17 protein-coding genes are annotated in these 18993 nt (G+C 61.9%); 9 read left to right on the top strand and 8 right to left on the bottom strand.

Annotated elements, in window-relative coordinates:
• Positions 1-60: 60 nt before the first annotated feature.
• Together VKS22_03875 and VKS22_03870 are read right to left on the bottom strand one after the other, a co-directional pair.
• A complete protein-coding gene (locus VKS22_03875; protein HLW69741.1) occupies positions 61-960 on the bottom strand; it encodes an ion channel in 900 nt (299 codons plus the stop codon).
• 182 nt (positions 961-1142) lie between these two features.
• Positions 1143-2648, bottom strand: a complete 1506-nt coding sequence (locus tag VKS22_03870) for a wax ester/triacylglycerol synthase domain-containing protein (protein HLW69740.1) — start codon at positions 2646-2648, stop codon at positions 1143-1145.
• A gap of 222 nt (positions 2649-2870) precedes the next feature.
• On the opposite strand from VKS22_03870, the gene VKS22_03865 reads away from it, so the two are divergent.
• A complete protein-coding gene (locus tag VKS22_03865) occupies positions 2871-3452 on the top strand; it encodes a GNAT family N-acetyltransferase (GenBank protein HLW69739.1) in 582 nt (193 codons plus the stop codon).
• 77 nt (positions 3453-3529) lie between these two features.
• On the top strand, positions 3530-4294 hold the full coding sequence (locus VKS22_03860; protein HLW69738.1) for an alpha/beta hydrolase: 765 nt from the start codon (positions 3530-3532) through the stop codon (positions 4292-4294).
• Between the two features lie 42 nt (positions 4295-4336).
• Here VKS22_03860 and VKS22_03855 read toward each other — a convergent pair whose 3' ends face one another.
• Complete coding sequence (locus VKS22_03855) at positions 4337-5353, bottom strand: alcohol dehydrogenase catalytic domain-containing protein (GenBank protein HLW69737.1); 1017 nt, start codon at positions 5351-5353, stop codon at positions 4337-4339.
• A gap of 81 nt (positions 5354-5434) precedes the next feature.
• On the opposite strand from VKS22_03855, the gene VKS22_03850 reads away from it, so the two are divergent.
• The 3 genes from VKS22_03850 to VKS22_03840 all read left to right on the top strand — a co-directional run bounded on the left by VKS22_03850 (position 5435) and on the right by VKS22_03840 (position 7759).
• Positions 5435-5737: a GYD domain-containing protein gene (locus VKS22_03850; protein HLW69736.1), complete on the top strand. Its 303-nt coding sequence runs from the start codon at positions 5435-5437 to the stop codon at positions 5735-5737.
• A gap of 81 nt (positions 5738-5818) precedes the next feature.
• Positions 5819-6874 carry a 1-acyl-sn-glycerol-3-phosphate acyltransferase gene (locus VKS22_03845; protein ID HLW69735.1) on the top strand — a complete coding sequence of 352 codons (1056 nt, stop codon included), beginning with the start codon at positions 5819-5821 and terminating at the stop codon, positions 6872-6874.
• 39 nt (positions 6875-6913) lie between these two features.
• A complete protein-coding gene (locus VKS22_03840; protein HLW69734.1) occupies positions 6914-7759 on the top strand; it encodes an alpha/beta hydrolase in 846 nt (281 codons plus the stop codon).
• On the opposite strand, the gene VKS22_03835 is transcribed toward VKS22_03840, so the two are convergent.
• From VKS22_03835 to VKS22_03820, 4 genes are read right to left on the bottom strand one after another with little or no spacing between them, the layout of a single operon-like run.
• Positions 7745-8569, bottom strand: a complete 825-nt coding sequence (locus VKS22_03835; GenBank protein ID HLW69733.1) for an HAD hydrolase family protein — start codon at positions 8567-8569, stop codon at positions 7745-7747. The genes VKS22_03840 and VKS22_03835 overlap by 15 nt on opposite strands.
• Before the next feature lie 9 nt (positions 8570-8578).
• On the bottom strand, positions 8579-9190 hold the full coding sequence (locus tag VKS22_03830; GenBank protein ID HLW69732.1) for a GNAT family N-acetyltransferase: 612 nt from the start codon (positions 9188-9190) through the stop codon (positions 8579-8581).
• Positions 9187-10269 carry an alpha/beta fold hydrolase gene (locus VKS22_03825; protein HLW69731.1) on the bottom strand — a complete coding sequence of 361 codons (1083 nt, stop codon included), beginning with the start codon at positions 10267-10269 and terminating at the stop codon, positions 9187-9189. The genes VKS22_03830 and VKS22_03825 overlap by 4 nt, the downstream gene beginning before the upstream one ends.
• The gene (locus tag VKS22_03820; GenBank protein ID HLW69730.1) at positions 10266-10658 is read right to left on the bottom strand and encodes a hypothetical protein; all 393 of its coding nucleotides are present in this window, start codon (positions 10656-10658) and stop codon (positions 10266-10268) included. The genes VKS22_03825 and VKS22_03820 overlap by 4 nt, the downstream gene beginning before the upstream one ends.
• Positions 10659-10887: 229 nt before the next feature.
• Between VKS22_03820 and VKS22_03815 the strand changes: the two genes are divergently transcribed.
• From VKS22_03815 to VKS22_03805, 3 genes are read left to right on the top strand one after another with little or no spacing between them, the layout of a single operon-like run.
• Positions 10888-14172 (top strand): adenylate/guanylate cyclase domain-containing protein, encoded by a 3285-nt coding sequence (locus tag VKS22_03815; GenBank protein ID HLW69729.1) that lies wholly within the window; start codon positions 10888-10890, stop codon positions 14170-14172.
• Between the two features lie 54 nt (positions 14173-14226).
• A complete protein-coding gene (locus VKS22_03810; protein HLW69728.1) occupies positions 14227-16980 on the top strand; it encodes an MMPL family transporter in 2754 nt (917 codons plus the stop codon).
• 56 nt (positions 16981-17036) lie between these two features.
• Entirely contained in the window at positions 17037-17327 is a 291-nt protein-coding gene (locus tag VKS22_03805) for an NIPSNAP family protein (protein HLW69727.1), read from the top strand.
• A gap of 97 nt (positions 17328-17424) precedes the next feature.
• Here VKS22_03805 and VKS22_03800 read toward each other — a convergent pair whose 3' ends face one another.
• The gene (locus VKS22_03800) at positions 17425-18423 is read right to left on the bottom strand and encodes a glutathione S-transferase family protein (protein HLW69726.1); all 999 of its coding nucleotides are present in this window, start codon (positions 18421-18423) and stop codon (positions 17425-17427) included.
• Positions 18424-18562: 139 nt separating this feature from the next.
• Between VKS22_03800 and VKS22_03795 the strand changes: the two genes are divergently transcribed.
• On the top strand, positions 18563-18993 hold a 431-nt coding region (locus VKS22_03795; protein ID HLW69725.1), incomplete at its 3' end, for a glutathione S-transferase family protein.

The raw sequence follows: 18993 nt of genomic DNA, 5'->3' as shown, positions 1-18993 counted from the left end.
TTAGTGCCAGTGAAGTGGAACTTTATTCTGAGGGGGCGCGCCGCAGTTGCTGACCGACAGCTAGTTTTGCGGCGCGTCCCACACGGGCATTGCGGTCTCGATCACTGCGTCGAACTTGCCGTAGTCGAAAGCAAAATCACCGGCCGGCCTGCGCATCAGGGTGTCGGCGAGCCGCGCGCCCCAGATGATGTCTGAGGCCTTATAGGTATGGTGCGCATAAACCGTCTGCATGAACGCGCCGTCGATGCCGGTCATGGAGACGACGATCTCTGCGAAGGCTGCGGCCAGCGCCTGCGGGGACGCACCAAAGAGCGGACTGCCGGGCCGAATCGGATGAATCACGGTCCAGGAGTGACGAAAGGTTGAGTTGCGGTCTCGGCTCAGTTCGAGATCATAAAAGCGCCAGGTCTCCTCGCCTTCGGCGGTGACCTCGGCCCGCGCAAGAATCACATGAACCTGGGCCTCGACGATTTGATTCGCGCGGACATTAGCCATGCGGAACATCAGGCTGGTCACGCCGTCGCGTACCGAGATGACCGCGCTGCGACTGAATCTGACGCGGGCGGTGGGACGCGAGAACTTCGCGAACATCAGTCCGGTGACGAGCGCGAGCCCGGTCAATCCGGTCAATGCCTCAAAGCTCATCAAGATGCGGGCGAGCAGCGTGACGGGCGCCATTTGCCCATAACCGATGGTCGCCATGGTCTCGACGCTGAAGAAAAAAACGTCGCTGAATGAGCCGGGGCGCGCATGTTCGACTCCGCCGCCGAGATAGTAGCCCAGTGCGAAGAGCGCGTTCATGGTGAAGAATGCGGCGGCAATTTGGATCAGCAGCAACGGCCATGAAGAGGTCAGCAGATGATGATAGAACTCGCTGAAAAACGTGGAGCGGCCGACGCTATCTCGCGGACTGAAACTGTCAACGGGCACGACGCTGTCACGCTGTAGCCTGATTGCCATTGCGATAAAGCTCCCTGCGCGAAGCTGACGAAGGGGCAGCGGCCTTCGCGCTCTTTTCGTTGTGGCGTTGGTTTAGCGCGATTGTCGTGAGTCGCGCGTATCGCCCGGAAGCCCTCACGCAAGGCGTAGGGCGAGAACATCTCGGGCCGCTGCGGCGGCGTGAGCCGGGCGGAGACGCCGACTCAAGCGGCGGCTTGATGGCCCTGCAGGTCGCGCACCGTTTGCGGCACGCGCTCGCGGAGCTCCGCGAAGGACTCGGCAACGAAATCGCGCAGACACTCGACATCGGGTAGCAGGCGCGGCTCCGCGACCAGCGTAATGAAGATGCGCTGGTTGTAGCTGGTGATGACGACCCCCAGTCCCAGGTTGCCGGCGAGCGAGACCGCGGCGACGTAGCCGGCGACCTCGCAGCCTGCGAGGTACCAGGTAGTCTGGGGGCCCGGGACATTGGTCGCCATGAAGTTGATACCGGTTACGGGCGCGTTCGGGCCGGTGGGGCTGGGCTTCCAATTGATGGCGCGGACGTATTGCGCCATCGCTTCCATCTGTTGAGCGCCGGCCTGACCGAGGGCGGCGAGCATCGCGGGCGGCACAGTGCTGGCGGTCATCATGTGCTCGATGGCGTAGGGCGCGCCCGAATCTTTGATGCGCTTGGTCTCAAGCGTCAGCGCGCGGAGCCGTGCAACTACGTCGGTCGGTTCGGCCGGCGTCATCGGCATCATGATCGAGACGCGATTTTCGAGCGTGATCTCCTCGCCTGGACGACGGACATTGACCGGGCATCCAATGCGCAATTTGCCCGGCGTCTGCCATCCGTGATCTTTCAAATAGCGGGCCGCGCCTTCAGCAAGGACGGCCAGGACGACATCGTTGATCGTGCCGCCGAAGGCCGCGCGGATTGCGCGGAACTCGGCGAAGGGCAGATTCAGCCAGGCGGCCTTGCGCTCTTCGGTAACCGGACCGGCGTTCCATGGCGTGGGGACGGCGGTGGTCTGCGCGGTTTCGTTCAGCACGCGATCGGAATCAGCCTGCGCGGCCAGCGTGCGTCGCGCTACAGCGAGCGGATCCTCGATGAGTTCGCGGACATTCCGCGTCGCCGTGTCGACTTGCTTGACGACGGTATCGCGCAGGGCACGCAGATAAGCCTCGGTGGGCGTCGGCAGTTTTGCAGGCTTCCACGGTTCGCTGGGTTCGCTAATCGCGGGATGGGGCGTGAAATCGAGCGTCTTGTTGAGCAGGTCGAAGCCCGAGACGCCGTCTACGATCGCGTGATGCATTTCCCATAAGACCATCGAGTGTCCGGGTAAACCCTCGAAGAGGGTTATGCACCATAGCGGGCGCGCGCGATCGAGCAGGCGGCTGTTGTTGTAGCGCAGGATTTCCTGGACCGCCCCGGCCTCATCGAGGTCCGGCGACAGCGCACGACGCTGGACATGATTTTCGAGTTGAAAATCGGGATCATCTTCCAGCGTCGGATGGGCGATATTGAACGGCGGAAAAACCAGCCGCTGGCGGAAGCGCGGCGTCACGTGCAAGCGCCCGCGCATATGATGAAAGAGTTTGTCGAAAGACAGCTCGCCCTTGAGAAAAAAGATCAAGCCGCCATGCATCTGGCTGACGGCGGATTCCTGATAGAGAAAGGACGCGTCGTGGTCGGTAAGCCGATAACTCGGTTGATCTGCCGGCATAGCCATTGCCCCCTCTTAGGAGTATGTTCCATACAGAACGGTACCTGAGGGCAGGATGCGCCATCGGCTGAGAGCAGGTCAAGCGATGCTTCGGGCTTTCGGGCGACTGATTCGACTCTTGTCTTGACCGGTGCGCTTCTGAGAATATCGGCGCGTGCTGGCGGCGGGCGCAAATAGGAGCGCTCTGGCGCTGCGAGCGGGCAAGCAAAGGAGGACGAGATTGTGGCTTCCTCAGAAATCGGGACACCATACCCCAAAAAAGTCCGCGCGACCGACGGCAAGGAATTTACCATCCGCATGATGGAGCCGACCGACGCGGATAAGGTTGCGATTAGCGGATTCGCCGGTAAGCTCAATGAGGACGATCTGTTGTACCTCCGCACCGACATCACGGATCCGGCAATCATTGCGCAGTGGATCGCGAACATCTCGTCAGGCAACACGAGTACCTTGCTGGCGGAGGTAAACGGCGAGGTGGCGGGCTATGCCAGCGTCCATCGCGAGCAGGCGCAGTGGACGCGTTGCGTCGGCGAACTGCGGGTTAACGCGGCGCGGCAGTTTCGCGGAATCGGCCTTGGGCGCTCGTTGGTGGCGGAGGCATTCAGCCTCGGGCAGGCGCTGGGTCTCAGAAAACTCTGCGGGATGTTGACGCCGGATCAGCATGGCGCGCGCACCGCGTTCGAGCGGCTGGGTTTCCGCGTCGAAGCGGCGCTGCACGATTGGGTACAGGATCGGCGCGGGCGCCTGCGGGACATCCTGGTGCTGACCTACGACCTCGACGGTTTTACCGATCAAGCCGCTTAATTCAGATTTGATTCGATCGGTGCCGCCCCTTTTGCGAATCGGGCGTCTGACGACGGTTCGGAGAAAGGGCAACGCAGATGAACGGACTTGATGACGGAATGATAACAGCCTTAACCCACGAAATGCTCACGGTGATCGATATCGCCGGTCTGCTTGTGGATCCGGTCTTCTACGGCATAGGTCGAGCGCGCGGCGACGGTAAGCCCGTCGTTGTGATCCCAGGCTTTCTCGGCAACGATTTCTATCTGCAGGTGCTGCACAAATGGCTGAGATGCGCGGGCTACATGCCGATTGAGTCTAGCCTGAATATCAATGCCGGTTGTCCTGAGCGGGTGACCCGCCAGGTTCTGGACCATATTACGAGCCAATTGGACGGTAATTCCAGCTCAATAGCGCTGATCGGGCACAGCCGCGGCGGCGGTCTCGCATGGGCGCTCGCCAGCCATTTTCAAGAGCGAGTTTCCCATCTGGTAATGCTGGGTGCCCCCGTCACCTCGATGATGGCTTCGGTCGAAGCCGGCAAGCCGGTCACCACCCCGGTTGGACCGCCCGCTCGAACATTGATGCGCTTAAGCACGACGATTCGCCACGCGATGGATCCCGACTGCGACTTTCCGAAATGCGGGTGTCCGTTTGCTGCGAACCTGATCCGCCCGCTCAGTCCCAGCACCCAGATCCTTTCGATCTATGGCCGCGACGATTCCTTCGTTTCGAAAGAATCCCAGATCACTGAGGGCGAAATTCTCGAAGTCAACACCGGCCACCTCGGCCTGGTCTTTCATCCGGCGGTGTATCACGCGTTGGGCCGCTTCCTAGCGCGGGACTCGCGGGCTCACGCTTAACGAGACATCCAGATGCAGCTCCGGCCTGCAACGCCGCGGGCGTCAGGCCGGGACAATATGCACCTTGATCGAGCCGCTGTGCTTGTCGGCGGCGGCGCTGAAGGCTTCGTTAATCTTGTCGAGCGGAAAGCGATGCGTGACGAGCGCGGTCAGAGTGCTGGCATGATTGTGCAAGAGCTCGAGCGCGATCGCAAAGTCGGTCCGCGCGCCGTGACGGCCGTAGCAATTTGAACCGACCAGGGTAATCTCCTTGGTCGAGAAATCGAGGGCAGGAATCGTTGCCGGACCCTCGAACACGCCCAGCATCGAAACCACGCCGCCCGGCCGCACGAGGAGCACCGCGTCGCTAAGGGTCGCGGCGCGCCCGCCGACGGTCTCGATCACGCAATCGACGGGAGTCTCGCCGAGCTGCTGGCGGACGGCGTCAATGCTGTCAAAAACCCCGTCGGCGCCGAGCGCGCGGGCGGCAGCCGTCTGATGCGGATGACGCGCGAGAATGAAGATCGTGCTCGCACCCGCGGCGCGCGCCGTAAGAATGCTCATCAGCCCGATCGTTCCGGCCCCGATAATTACCACGCGCGCGCCGGACTCGATGCGGCCGCGGCGCGTGCCGCGAACGCATACCGCGAGCGGCTCGGCCAGCGCGCCCGCCGCCGGTGAGACGCCATCGGGCAGCGGATAGACGCAGGTTGCAGGCACGGTGACGAAGTCGGCGCAGCCGCCGCGGCCCTGCACGCCGATCAGCATCCGTTTGGCGCAACGGTTGTAGTCGCCGCTCTGGCAGTGGTAGCAGACGCCGCAGCTGACCAGCGGCTCGGCCGCCACCGCGAGGCCTGCGGCCAGCTCGACGCCGTCGCCGGCGCGATCGACCACGCCGCCAATCTCATGCCCGGGCAGCAGTCCCTTGGGCGACGGAAACGAGCCGCGATAGAAATGCAGATCGGTGCCGCAGATGCCCGCGGCGGCGACCCGCAGACGCACCCAGCCGGGCTTGGGCTCGGGCGCCGGCCGCTCGACCACATCGAGGCTGCCCTTATCGTTCCAGACCGCTGCTTTCATCTTCATTGTCTCCCGTTATTTTTAGTTTACACCTATACCCGTCGGCGCTATCATCCGGCCCGGAGACCAGGAGGTGCAAGCGTGGCGATATACGTGATGCTCAGCAATTTGACCGATGAAGGGCGCAAAACTCTCAAGGAGCGCCCGGAACGGCTCAAAGAAGTCAACCAGGAAATCGAGAAGATGGGCGCGCGCGTGGTCACGCAGTACGCGGTGCTCGGCGGGTACGATTTCATTAATATCGTCGAGGCGCCGAGCAACGAGGTGATCGCCCGCATTTCGGTGGAGCTCGGCTCGCGCGGCACGATCCAGTTGACCACGCTGCCCGCGATGACGATCGACGCCTTCGCGGAGATGGTCAAAGACACCAGCGCCCGCAAGTGAATATCTCAAAGTAGCGAGAGCCGTCATTTTGTAGTGATCGCCGTTTTCGTGACTCGCTGCTGGAGTGGAGGGGTAAGCGTCATGCCACTGTACGTCATGCTGAGCCGGCCCAACGCGGAAGGCCTACATAATCTTTACCAACATCCCGATCGTCTCGATGAGGTCCGGCGTGAGATCGAAGCGCTCGACGCCAAGATAATTCATCGCTACGCGCTGCCGGGCAATCTGAGCTTTCTGACCGTGGTCGAGGCCGGCAACAATCTGGAAGCCTTTCGCCTGGCGGTCGAGCGCGTGAGCGCGGGCCGGGTCAGCACCACCATCTATCCGGCGATGGACCTCGACCTGTTTTCGCGGCTGCTCACGCAGACCACTGAAACGACCGGGCCATTTCGCTGGCAGACTAGTCTCTGGGCCCGGGCGGTGCGCCGCGTGCTGCGTTACAACACGATCACGAGCACCGTGCGGAAGTACCTCAAGCCGCTCACCATTGAGGGGCGCGAAAACCTGAGCGAACTCAACGGCCCGGCGATCTTCATCGGCAACCATTCGAGCCACATGGATCTGTTCGTCCTCTTCAGTGCGCTGCCCAAGCGTTACCAGCGGCGCATCGCGTGGGGCGGCGCGGCCGATCGCTGGTTCATCAAGGGGCGCAAGGGAATTAAGAAGCAACCTTGGTATTTCGCGCTGAGCATGAACGCTTTTCCGGTGCAGCGCGGCGGCGGACGCGCGGCGCTGAGCTACGCGGAGGAGTTGCTCGATCGCGGCTGGTCGCTCGGAATTTTCCCCGAAGGCACGCGCACGACGACCGGCAAGATGGGTAAGTTCCGCCACGGCGTTTCGATCCTCGCGCTGGCCAAGGACGTGCCGGTGGTGCCGGTCTGGATGGATGGGCTGCGTGCGATGCGGCCGAAGGGCACCAAGGAGATAACCCCGGGCCCGGCGCTGGCGCGGATCGGCAAGCCGATTCGTTTCGCGCCCGGCACGACGGTCGCCGATGCAACCCACACCCTGCATCAAACAATGGTGCAGATGCGCGACGACATCGAGCGCGAGCAGCGTGCGTCGAAGTCGCAACCGATCAAAGAAGCGCGAAAGTCAGTGACCGAAACTCAAACGGCGGGGGATCGCGCCGCCTGATTTATTTTTGCGTCAGTTCAGTAAGGAGAACTTTTGAGCATGCCAATCATTCAAGCCGGCGCCATCGAGCTCAATTACGAAACCTACGGGGAGGGCGAACCGCTGCTGCTGATCATGGGTTTCGGCGCGCCGGGGGCCGCTTGGCTGCCGATTCTACCGCTACTGGCAGGCTTCAAATGCATCTATTTCGATAACCGCGGCACCGGCAAATCCGCTCAGCCCGCCGACGGTTACACCATTGCGCAGATGGCCGAAGACGCCAGCAATCTGCTCGCAGCGCTCGGCATCGCGCGAGCGAAGGTCTTCGGCATCTCGATGGGCGGCATGATCGCGCAGGAACTCACGCTGCGTCATCCGGAGCAGGTCGAAAAAGTGGTGCTCGGATGCACCACGCCGGGCGGTCCGCTCGCCGCGCGGCCGCCCGACGCGCTGGTCGATCAATTGATGGCGGGTCTCGACCTCGCCACGGCGGAAAATCCCGATCCGGCGCTCGACCTCATCATGCCGCTACTCTTTCCGGAGGATTTCATCGTCGAACATCCGGAGTTACGCAGCTTCATGGCCGCCGGGTTCAAGATGGGCGAGCCGACTCCGCGCGCGACGCTCGAACGCACGCGCGCCGGCGTGACGGATTTTGACGCCTCTGACCGCCTCAACCAGATCAAGTGTCCCGTGCTGATCGTGCACGGTGATAAGGACGTGCTGACGCTGCCCGAGAACGTTCCGATCTTCCAGGAGCGCATCCCGCACGCCGAAGTCGTGATGGTCCCGAATGCGGGCCACAGCTTCGCCGCGGTCGATCCGATCGGCATCCACAAACGCATTACAGACTGGCTGAAGAACGGCACGACGGAAGAGACCGCCGCCAATCTAACCGAGAATTAATGCCGGCAATTCACCGGAGGCGAGCAGCCGTTCAATCGCGATCGCGACGCCGTCGTCGTCGTTGCTGAGCGTGACCGCAGTGGCGCACGACTTTACGTGATTGCTCGCCTGGCCCATCGCGACTGAGCCGCCGGCGACGCGAAACATCTCGAGGTCGGCTTCGGCGTCGCCGAAGGCGAGCACCTCCGCCGGTGAAATTCCCATCTCCGCGCAAGCCAGCGCCAGCGCTGCGCCCTTGTCGGCGCCGGCTGCTGTCAGGGTCAACATGCTCTTGCGACGGCTGGAAAAGGACTCGACGAAGCGCACGCGATCTTGCCACGGCTCGCGCAGTTGCGCGAGCACTTCCGCCGCCGCCTCGGTGCCTTGAATCAATGCGATACGCGGGGCGACTCGGGTCTGTCCTGCGAGTTGCGGCACGACGATCGCCTCGGGCGGAAACAGTCCCGGGCTGGGCTGGCCTTCCATCTTGAGCAGCACGTCCTGATCGAGCGCGATGCAGGCGACGCAACGGCGCGGATCCAGAATGGCGTAAAGCTGCTGGGCGAACTCCTCGGGCATCCGCAGATCGAGCAGATCGCGATCAGCGTCGGGCCGCCGCACCTGGGCGCCGGCGCAGGCGATGAGCGGCTCGTGAGTCGCGATTTCGCGCGCCACGCGCTCGGCGAGCTGATACCAGCGGGCGGTTGCAATGATGACCCGGAGCCCGGCCGCCTCCGCCGACTTGAGCGCTGCGACACTGCGCGGCGTCAGGCGCTCGTCGGAATGGAGCAGCGTGCCATCCAGATCGACCGCGAGCGCCTTGTATGCCACTGTCGGCGCCTATTTGTCGAAGGCCCGCGTGATGCCGTAGGCTTCCATCTGGGCCTGGAACTTCGCGACATCGTGCGAGAGGATCAACAGATCATACTTGCGGCCGTCGCGATCCTTGACGTGCTCGCGCAGCAGCGCCTCGGGCTGGAAACCCATGCCCTCGAAGACCCGGCGCGCACCCTGCTGATCCACCGTCATCTGCGCGATGATCTTTTCGAGGCCGAGGCTGAGCGCGAGCGCGAAGGCCTCCTGCGTGAGAATCTGGCCGAGCCCCTTACCGCGCATCGCGGCCCCCACCAGCACCCGCAATTCGGCCACATGCGGCGACCACGAGAGCTCGCCGCGGTCCACCGTAGCGTAACCTTGGACGGCGCCCTCCCGTTCGGCGAGGACGCTGACCATGCGCCCGCGTGCGATACCGTCGAGCCACAGGTCAATTACCTCGGGCCGGGTGATGTCGCGGCGCAAGAACAGCAGATCATGCGCGGGCAGAGCGCGGGCAAAGGTTAACGCCGCCTCGCGATCGTTCGCTGTCAGATAACGCAGCGTCACCGGGCCGTCTTTGAGATTCACCGTGCGCGGGTAGTCGCGCGAAACTTTGGCCTTCCCCTTCGTGGTCATAGCGAGCGCTCCGCCAGCCATCGATCCAAAGCGGGCCAGAGCCGGCCGCTGGCATTGCGTCCCGCCATCAGGCTGACATGGCCGCCCTTCAATAGCAGGTCCTGTTTGTCGGTGCTGCCGATCGCTTCGGTCAGCACGCGGGTCGCCTCGTAGGGCGCGATATCGTCATGTTGCGCCATGATCGTCAGGCAAGGCACGCGGACATTGCGCAGATCGACCCGCTGACCGTTGAGGATCAGCTCGTTCTTGTAGAGTTTGTTGTCCCACGAGAGTTCCTTGGTGGTCTGACGGAAGCACTCGCCCGGGAACGGGATCTGGTCGGCGCCCCAGCGATCAATCAGCCGGTAGGATTTCACATACTCGTCGTTCCACATGTTGTCCCACAGCTTGATCTGGCCGGCGATCCGCTGCATCGGCTTGAGCATCTGGAACGAATTGTAGATGAACTCGCCGGGCACGTTGCCCAAAGTATCGACCAGCTTGTCGACGTCGAAGTAGCGCCGGTCGCTCCAAGTGCGAAATAGTCCCATGCCCTCATAATTGACCGGCGTCGCGGCGCAGATCAGATTTTTGAGCGGGCCGTCGGCATGCAGCGCCGCGTAGATCAACGCCAGCATCCCGCCCATGCAGTAACCGATCATTGAGACGTCGGGTTCGCCGCTGTCGCGGGCAATCTGCCGGACGCAATCGGGGATAAAGTCGAGGCAGTAGTCTTCGAGCCGCAGCCGCTTGTCCTCGGGTCGGGGTACGCCCCAGTCGATCGAATAAACGTCGTAGCCCTTCTTCAACAGAAACTCGATCAGGCTCTGCCCGGGCGCGAGATCAAAGATGTAGGAGCGGCTGACCAGCGACATCACCATCACCAACGGGACGCGATAAATTTCGTCGGCGAGCGGCCGGTAGTGATGCAGCTCCAGGGTGCCGCGCCGATGGATGACGTCTTTCGGCGTGAGGCCGACGGGCATATCGCTGGAGCGGAGAAATTCAAGCCCTTTGATACTACGCTGGATGGTGCGCTCGACTTCGTTGCGCACGACCTCGGCGATCGGGGGCGCCGTGGCGGGCGCGCTTGCGCTCATCGTGCGTCTCCGCGAGGGCCAGGCGGTCGCCTGGTGCGCGGCGGCCGCGGTCCGGAACTGTTAGTTCGCGGTGCGGCGTCCGCGGGCGCCGTCGCGCCGATCCCGGCCTCGATCACGCGCAGCCTTTCTTCGATCGCGCCAAGACGCTGGTTCAATGCGAGCACATCGTCACGCGTCGGCAGATTGAGCGACGTGAAAAAGCGCGTCATGGCGTCGTTCATATTTTTTTGCGTGTCGATTTGCAAATCGCTGAACTGACGGAGAAAGCGGCCGTAACGATCGGAACCCATCATTTCGTTGAAAAAACTGTTCAACTGGCGCTCGGACTTTTCCACCCATTCACGCCACGCTGAAAACGGATCGGAACTAGTGGCTGATTCTTTGGCCAACGTTCGTTCTCCTGATCTTTCTGTATACCTGAGAGCTAGTCGCGCTCCACGACGATGTCAAACCCGCAGCGCCATCCGCCGTGCTTACATCAGGACTATGATGCCTCGCTAATCAGAGCCGCCGTGACGAAGCGCGTGCTATGCTTGCCGAAATCTACTACTAGTTCACCGAGGGCCTCGACACCGCCGATTTGAAAAATCCCAGGGCTCGGCTCGACGAGTTGGTAACATGCGGATGCGCTGCTCGAAATGCGCGGCAGAAAATCGTGAAAGACGAAAGTTCTGTGCGCAATGCGGCACAGCCTTGAGCGTTCGATGCCCCTCCTGTCACTCCGAGAACGAGCCAGCCGAAAAGTTTTGCGGCGAGTGCGGCGCTGCCCTGAACGCGGGCAACGCTTCAGCCGCTGAGACACCGAGAGCTAGAGCGCCCGACGCCGCCGGTGAGCGGCGGCACCTGACGATTCTGTTCTGCGACCTGGTCGACTCGGTCACGCTTACAGCGCAGCTCGACCCCGAGGAGTGGCGCGCGACCGTGGCGGGCTATCAGCGCGCGGCGGCCGAGGCGATCACGCGCTTTGGCGGCGAGGTCGTGCGCTACGTCGGCGACGGCATCATGGCCTTCTTCGGCTACCCGGCGGCGCACGAGAATGACGCTGAGCGTGCGGCCCGAGCAGGCCTCACGATCCTCGACACGATCGCGCAACTCAATGAGCAGCCCGCTCACGTCAAGTTGGCGGTGAGGATCGGTATCGATTCCGGTCGCGTGGTGGTCGGCGTGGGCACTGGTCAGGCGGTCGACGCCTTCGGCGATACCGCCAATATCGCGGCGCGCGTGCAGGCGACGGCCGCGCCCGACAGCGTGGTCGTGACCGGCGAGACCCATCGGCTGATTTCGGGGCTTTTCGTGGTCGAGGAGCGCGGCGCGCAGGAGCTCAAGGGCATCGCACGGCCGGTCCAGCTTTATCGCGTGGTCCGGCCGAGCGGGATGCGCGGACGCTTCGAGGCTGCCGCAGCGGCGGGCGGACTGACTCCTTTCGTGGGGCGCGAAGAAGAGTTGCGCCTGCTGCTCAGCCGCTGGAAACGGATCTGCGAGGGCGAGGGCCAAGTCGTCAGCATCGTCGGCGAGGCCGGGATCGGCAAGTCGCGTCTGTTGCGACGCTTTCGCGAAGAGCTTGCCGCAACGTCCTATACCTGGCTCGAATGCGCGACCGCGCCGTTTTTTCAGAATACGCCCTTCTATGCGCTCGGACGTTCGAGCTTCCATTGGGAGACCAGCCAGAGCGCGGAACAGCGGCTCACTGCCCTGGAAGGTTCGCTCGCAGCGGCCGGACTCGACCCACAAGTAGCGGCGCCACTGATCGCACCGCTCCTAGAGCTGCCGATCAACGACAGGTATCCGCCACTGTCGATGACGCCAGATCAACAGCGCAAACGCCTCCTTGCGACGCTCGTCGGCTGGGCCTTCGGATTTGCCAAAGCTCACCCACTTGTAATCGCGATTGAGGATTTGCACTGGGTCGACCCTTCCACGCTGGAGTTGATCCAGCTCCTCGCCGAACAGGGTGCGACCGCGCGGCTGCTGCTCCTGTACACCGCACGGCCTGAGTTTCGGCCGTCCTGGCCCCCGCGAGCGCATCATACGCAGATCACGCTCAACCGGCTGGGCGCGGGCGATGTGCGCACGATGGTCGGTGAAGTGGCGGCGCAAAAAGCCCTGTCCGACGCGACCATCGCGACGGTAGTCGAACGCACCGGCGGGGTGCCGCTGTTCGTCGAGGAGCTGACGCGGGCGGTGCTCGAAAGCGGCGGCGACAGCGCGAGTCGTCAGATCCCGGCAACCCTGCACGACTCGCTGATGGCGCGACTCGATCGACTCGGCGCGGCCAAAGAAGTCATCCAGGTCGGAGCCGTCATCGGGAGCGACTTTTCCTACGAGTTGTTACATGCAGTCCATCCGATGGCGGAAGCTGACCTGCAAGGCGCGTTGCGCAGTCTGACCGACGCGGAACTGCTCTACGTGCGCGGGATCGCACCGGATTCGATCTACCAGTTTAAGCACGCGTTGATCCGCGACGCCGCTTACGAAGCGCTGCTCAAGAGCCGCCGCAAAGAGCTCCATCGGCTGGTGGCACAGACGATCGATGAACGATTTGCCGAGCTCCGGGAAGAACATCCAGAAGTACTCGGGCGCCACTGGGCAGAAGCGAGTGAAAACGACAAGGCAGTGAAATATTTTCAGCTTGCGGGTGCGCGGGCAGTCGAGCGCAGCGCGACGGTGGAAGCCGCGCGCCATTACCTCCACGCCCTCGAATTGCTTAGCGCATTGCCCGAGAACGTCGAGCGGCATCGCCGGGAGCTCGAGCTTCAGTTGGCGATCGGCCCTGCCTTAACCGCGGTTAAAGGCTTTGCCGCGGCGGAAACCGAGCGCGCTTACACTCGCGCACGGGAGCTTTGTACGCGACTGGGCGATTCCCTGGAGCTTTCTCCCGCCCTGTTTGGATTGTGGGTCATGTATTTGGTGCGAGGCGAGTTACACAGGGCGCATCAAGTTGCCGAAGGGCTTCTGCGGCTGGCGCAGAGCGCTCACGATCCCGAGTTACTCCTCTACGCGCAGATTGCTCTAGGACATACCTTCCTTTGGACGGGCGATTTCATTCCCGCCAGGGAGCATCTCGAAAGTGCGATCGCGATCTATGATCCTGAGCACCATCAGACGCTCGCGCTCCGCTATCTCGGGTTTGACGCTGCAGTGTATTGCCTGTCCGGCATGGCCCTGACGCTGTGGCAGCTCGGCTACCCCGACCATGCGCTCAGGAGTGGTAACGAGGCGCTCGCGTTGGCTCGAAGGCTGTCCGATCCGCAGAGTCTAGTTCTTGCCGAACGCTTTATCGGTGAGGTGCACTTATTTCGGCGGGAGGCAAGCTCCGCTCAAGAGAGCGCGGAGAGCCTGATTGCCCTAGCTGCCGAACGCGGGTTCAGCGAGTGGTTACCTCGGGCGACCACTCTGCGCGGCGGGGCTATCGCCTTACAGGGGCGCTACGAGGAAGGGATTGCGCAGATCCAGGAAGGCTTGGCCGCGCTTCGCGCGACCAGGTTTGAACTCTGGCGGCCGTCTTTTTTGTGCTTGTTGGCCGAGGCATTCGTGGAAACGGGTCGTCTCGACGATGGGTTCAACGCTTTGACGGAAGCGCAGGCTGTCGCAAACAAAAATGAAGAACGCGAGCATGAGGCTGAGATTCATCGGCTGAAAGGCGAGCTGCTGTTGAGAAGAGACCAATCCACCACCGAGGAAGCTCAGGGTTGCTTTCAGCGGGCGATTGAGGTTGCGCGCAACCAGAGCGCCAAATCACTCGAGCTGCGCGCCGCGACAAGCCTTGCGCGGCTGCTCGAGAGTCAGGGTCGTCGCGAGGAAGCGCGCACGATGCTCGCGGAGATCTACAACTGGTTCACCGAAGGCTTCGACACCCTCGATCTCAAAGAAGCCAAGGCCCTGCTCGAGGCGCTTGGTAGTTGAATGCGGCGCCGAGCCGATATGTGCCGCGATCGCTCCAGCTATCAGGAATGAAGTATGACGCGATTTAATCAACTGGTCGTGCAATGGCCCAGGCTTATCGTGCTGCTGGCGTTGCTGATCACGGCCTTCCTCGGCTATCACGCGCGGCATGTCCGCTTCGACAGTTCCGTCGATAATCTGTACGACCGGAATGATCCTGAGAAGAAGTACTACGAAGCAGTGCGCGCGCGTTTCGGCAGCGAAGACATGGATGTCATCGGGCTAGTCGCCGATAACGTCTACACCCCCGCCACGCTGGCAAAGATAAAACGCATTACCGCGGAGGTCGAGCAACTCGACGGCGTCGGACGCGTCCAAAGTCTGACCAACGTGCCCGATCCGATAGCTGATCTCGGTAATCCTCCTCGGCTCATTCCACAGATCCCAACGGACCCGGCCGCCCTTGACGCGCTGCGACGTAAAGTCGCAAGCACGCCGATCTATTTGAACGTGGTCTCACGCGACGGCAAAGGCGCAGCCATTCTGATCTTTTTCAAGGATGAGATCGGCAACGATGAAGCCGCGCAGAGCCGGTTGGACGGCCGCCTCGAGGAGATCATTGCTCATGAACGCGGCCCCGAGCGGTTGTACCTCACCGGCTCGGAGCACATCACGGTCAACTCATTGCGGCTGATGCGCCGGGACCTGCGGACTTTCACCCCGCTCAGCCTGGCCGTGATCATCGTGATCCTGGGCCTCTGCTTCCGCAACCTCCGCGGCGTGCTTTTGCCCGTGATGTCAGTCGTCTGCGGAGTCGTCTGGACGCTCGGCATCATGGTGCTCACCGGCGCCGCGATCACGATCGGCACCCTGGTGTTGCCGACCCTGCTGATCGTCATCGGCAGTACCTATTCGATTTACGTCATCGCGCAGTATGAAGACGAGGTATACAAGGGCGGAAGTGCGGAGCAAATTGCCCTGCGGACGCTGGCCCGCGTCACGGTTCCGGTCACGGTTGCCGCTTTTACCACCGTCGTCGGCTTCGCCACCCTGCTCGTCAGCCGTATCGCGACTATCCAGGCGCTCGGACTCTACGCCGCGATTGGTTTCGTCTGTCTCACTACGGTGATGCTCACGCTGATGCCTGCGATCCTTGTCCTCCTGCCTCTTCGACGCCACACGATCGCCCTCAGGGAATCGAATCGGCTGAGCGCCTGGCTGGTGCGGGTTGGGAATTTTGATCGTCAGTACCGCGTTCCGATAATGATCGCGGCGGGGTTGCTGGTCTTTCCCTGCCTGTGGGGGATAGCGCGTATTCGCGCCGATTTGAACTTCATCGAATATTTTAGAAAATCTTCACCCGTGCGGCAGGCGAATGAGATCATCGGCGAGAAAATCGGCGGCACGCAGAATTTCGATGTGATAGTAGAGAGCGGCAAGAAGGGCGGCGCGATGACTTTCGAGCTCTTTCAGCGGATCAAAGGGCTGCAAAACTATTTGGCGGTCATGCCGGGCGTCGACCAGACGCTATCGATAGTTGATTACGGCGAACTGCTCGACCGGGCGATTCAAAACAATGCGGCCGGAGCGGGGACCGCCGGCGGCGCAATCGGCAACCCATCGACCGGCTTTTGGCAGCATCCCGAGCGGTTCCCGGGAATCGCCCAGTTGGTGTACCTGAACCAGCAGCAAGGCTCCGCGAGTGCATTTGCCGCGGTACTCAGCCCGGATTCTACAGTCGCCCGGATTCTGGTGCGCACGCGTCTCAACAGTTCGAGCGATATCATGCAGGTCGCGCGGGCGATCAGGCGTTACGGCAAAGAGCATTTCCCCCCCGAAGTGAGCGTGCGCCCGACCGGCAGTCTGATTCTGCTCAACGGCGCTACCGACGACATTGTGCGCGGCCAAATCATCAGTCTCGCCTTTGCCATAGCCGTGATTTTCGTGGTCCTTTGGCTCCTATTCCTATCGATCAAGGTTGGCTTCCTTTCGCTACTGCCCAATGTTCTGGCGATCCTGCTGCTCTTTGGCGTGATGGGCATTACCGGTATCCCGCTCAACGTTGGCACCAGCGTGATTGCCTCGATCGCGATCGGCATCGCGGTCGAGGACGCCATCCGCTACCTCGCTCGTCTCAGCGATGAAACCCGCGCAACCGACGATCAGGACAAGGCGATCGCGCGCACGATCGCCACGGTCGGCAAGCCCATCATCTACGCATCGACAGCGTTGGGCTTGGGTTTCATGGTGTTCTTGTTTTCGAACTTCGTGCCTATCCAGACTTTTGGATTCCTTACCGCCCTGACAGTGCTCACTGCGCTCGTGAATGATCTGGTGCTGCTCCCGGCCCTGCTGGCTACTACACGGATCATTACTCTGTGGGATCTTCTCTACCTGAAGTTGGGCAAAGACCCTCACAAGACTATCGGGCTCTTCGATGGGCTGCGGGCTTCTCAGGCTAAAATTGTTGCACTGATGGGCGAGCTCAAAACCTTTCCGCTCGGACAGGCCATTGTCCGCCAAGGTGAAGCGGGCGACGCGATGTTCGTGCTTATCGGCGGCCGGGCCGAGGTGCGGGTCAACGCCAATGGTCAGTCGCGGGTCGTGCGGCAAGTCAATCGTGGAGATGTCTTTGGTGAGATGGGCCTGCTTCGCCATCAGGAGCGAACGGCCGACATCGTCGCGACTGAGGATGTCGAAGTCTTAGTGGTGAATGAGCGTTTCCTCGGCCGCATGCAGAAACGCTACCCACGCATCGGCGCGAAGATCTTCCTGAATATTGCGAAAACCCTCAGCGATCGCCTGGAGCAGGAGAGTATTCGCACATAAGGCGCATTTGACAGCGATTTCGAGGGCGTGGTAACCGACGCTTGGAGGATAGCTCCATGGTTTACATGACCGCGTCAGTCAAGCTTCATCACGGTAAGCTGCAGGATTTCATCGCGCTGCTTAATGACATCATCCCGATGCTCGGGAAGCACGGCTGGAAGCTGCACGGCAGTTACGCCGGCATCATTGGGCGGCTCAACACCGTCGTCGATCTCTGGGAGTTGCCCGACGCCAACGCAGTCGAAAAGGCGCTGTCGGATCCGGATTTTCAGAAATTCATCCCGCGCATCAAGGAGATCGTCGAGGACGAGACCCTCGCGGTCCTGACCAAGCTGCCGATCGGCTGAACACTAGCGGAGCGCGACTGCCGCGCGTAGCGAGCAGGCGAGTCCGCGAGCTGCGTCAAGAGTCCGATCGTGAGATCGGTCACCGGGATAGTGTTGGTTACGCGTACCGGCGCCCGCGATCGTGTGGCATGCTGAGATCGACCGGTGGTCCCTTCGGGACGATCCGGGTTGGATTGATACTCGAGTGGCTCGAGTAGTAATGCCGCTTGATCTGCGCCAGATCCACGGTCGCCGCCACGCCGGGCCATTGATAGAGCTCGCGCGCGTAGCCCCATAGGTTGGGATAGTCCGAGAGCCGGCGCAGATTGCACTTGAAGTGGTAATGATAAACCGCGTCGAAGCGCACTAACGTGGTGAAGAGCCGCCAATCAGCTTCCGTGATGCGATCGCCGATCAGATAGCGTTGACGCGCGAGGCGAGCCTCCAGTTCATCGAGCGTCGAAAACAGAATGTCGAAGGCCTCTTCGTATGCAGCCTGCGTGGTCGCAAAGCCGCATCGATAAACCCCGTTGTTGACGTTGGCGTAGACGAGCGCGTTGACCTGATCAATCTGCGCGCGCAGCGCAAGTGGATAGAGATCGAGCGTCGAGTCGCCCCAACGGTCAAACGCGCTGTTGAGCATTCGAATTATTTCCGACGACTCGTTATTCACGATCGTCGCTTGGCGCTTGTCCCACAGGATTGGCACCGTGACGCGGCCTGAGTATTGCGCGTCGGCCTTCACGTACAGCTCATATAGAAACTGTGCATGATTGATCTGATCCGGCGTCGAGTTCCGCGTGAGCGAACCCTCGGGCGCGGTGAAGGCCCAGCCGTCGGCGCCCATGAGGGGATCGACGACCGAGACCGAAATCACGTCGCCCAGCCGCTTGAGCTGGCGAAAAATCAGCGTCCGCTGGGCCCACGGACAGGCGAGCGAAACGTACAGATGATAGCGGCCAGGTTCGGCCGCGAAGCCGCCAACACCCGAGGGGCCGGGCGCGCCGTCGGGCGTCACCCAGTTGCGCAGCGAGGCGTCACGTCTGACAAACTGCCCTTGCGCGCTGGTGGGGAAGGTTTCATCGGTGTGCCACTTACCATTGACCAGCATTCCCATGATTGCGCCCTCTTTGGCGTGATTGTATTCCCTACGACCTGTGTGATGTTGACACTTCGTCGTCCTTTCGCGCCATCGGCGACCGTGCAATCGTTTGAGCTTTGCGCTAAAAGAAGCGTATCTGCGAGAGGATGATCCGATGCTCAAACTCTTCACCTTCGCCACCAGTCCGTACGCGCGCAAAGTGCAGATCGTGCTCGATTTCAAGGGCGTGCCCTACGAGCCGTGCGAGCGATGCTACTCGCTCGATCGCAAAGAGGATCTGCGCGCCGCGAGCCGCCGCGCCGAGGTGCCGGTGCTGATCCTCGATAATGGACAGACCCTGTCGGACTCGACGATCATCTGTGAATTTCTCGAACAGGTTTATCCTGATCCGCCGGTCTATCCGAAGGACGCTTACGAGCGCGCGCGGACGCGGATGATCGAGGATTTGTGCGATCGCACCTTCGACGCGATCGGTTTCGGCTACTTCTTCGGGCTGCTGCGCAAGGAAGCTGCCGAAGCCGCCGCGATGCAGGACGCGGCGCGGCGCGAATGCGGCGAGCTGATGGCAATCTTTGAGCGGGAGTT

This window comes from Candidatus Binataceae bacterium (assembly GCA_035308025.1).
GTDB lineage: Bacteria > Desulfobacterota > Binatia > Binatales > Binataceae > JAJPHI01.
This window is presented reverse-complemented; position numbering and strand designations above follow the sequence as displayed.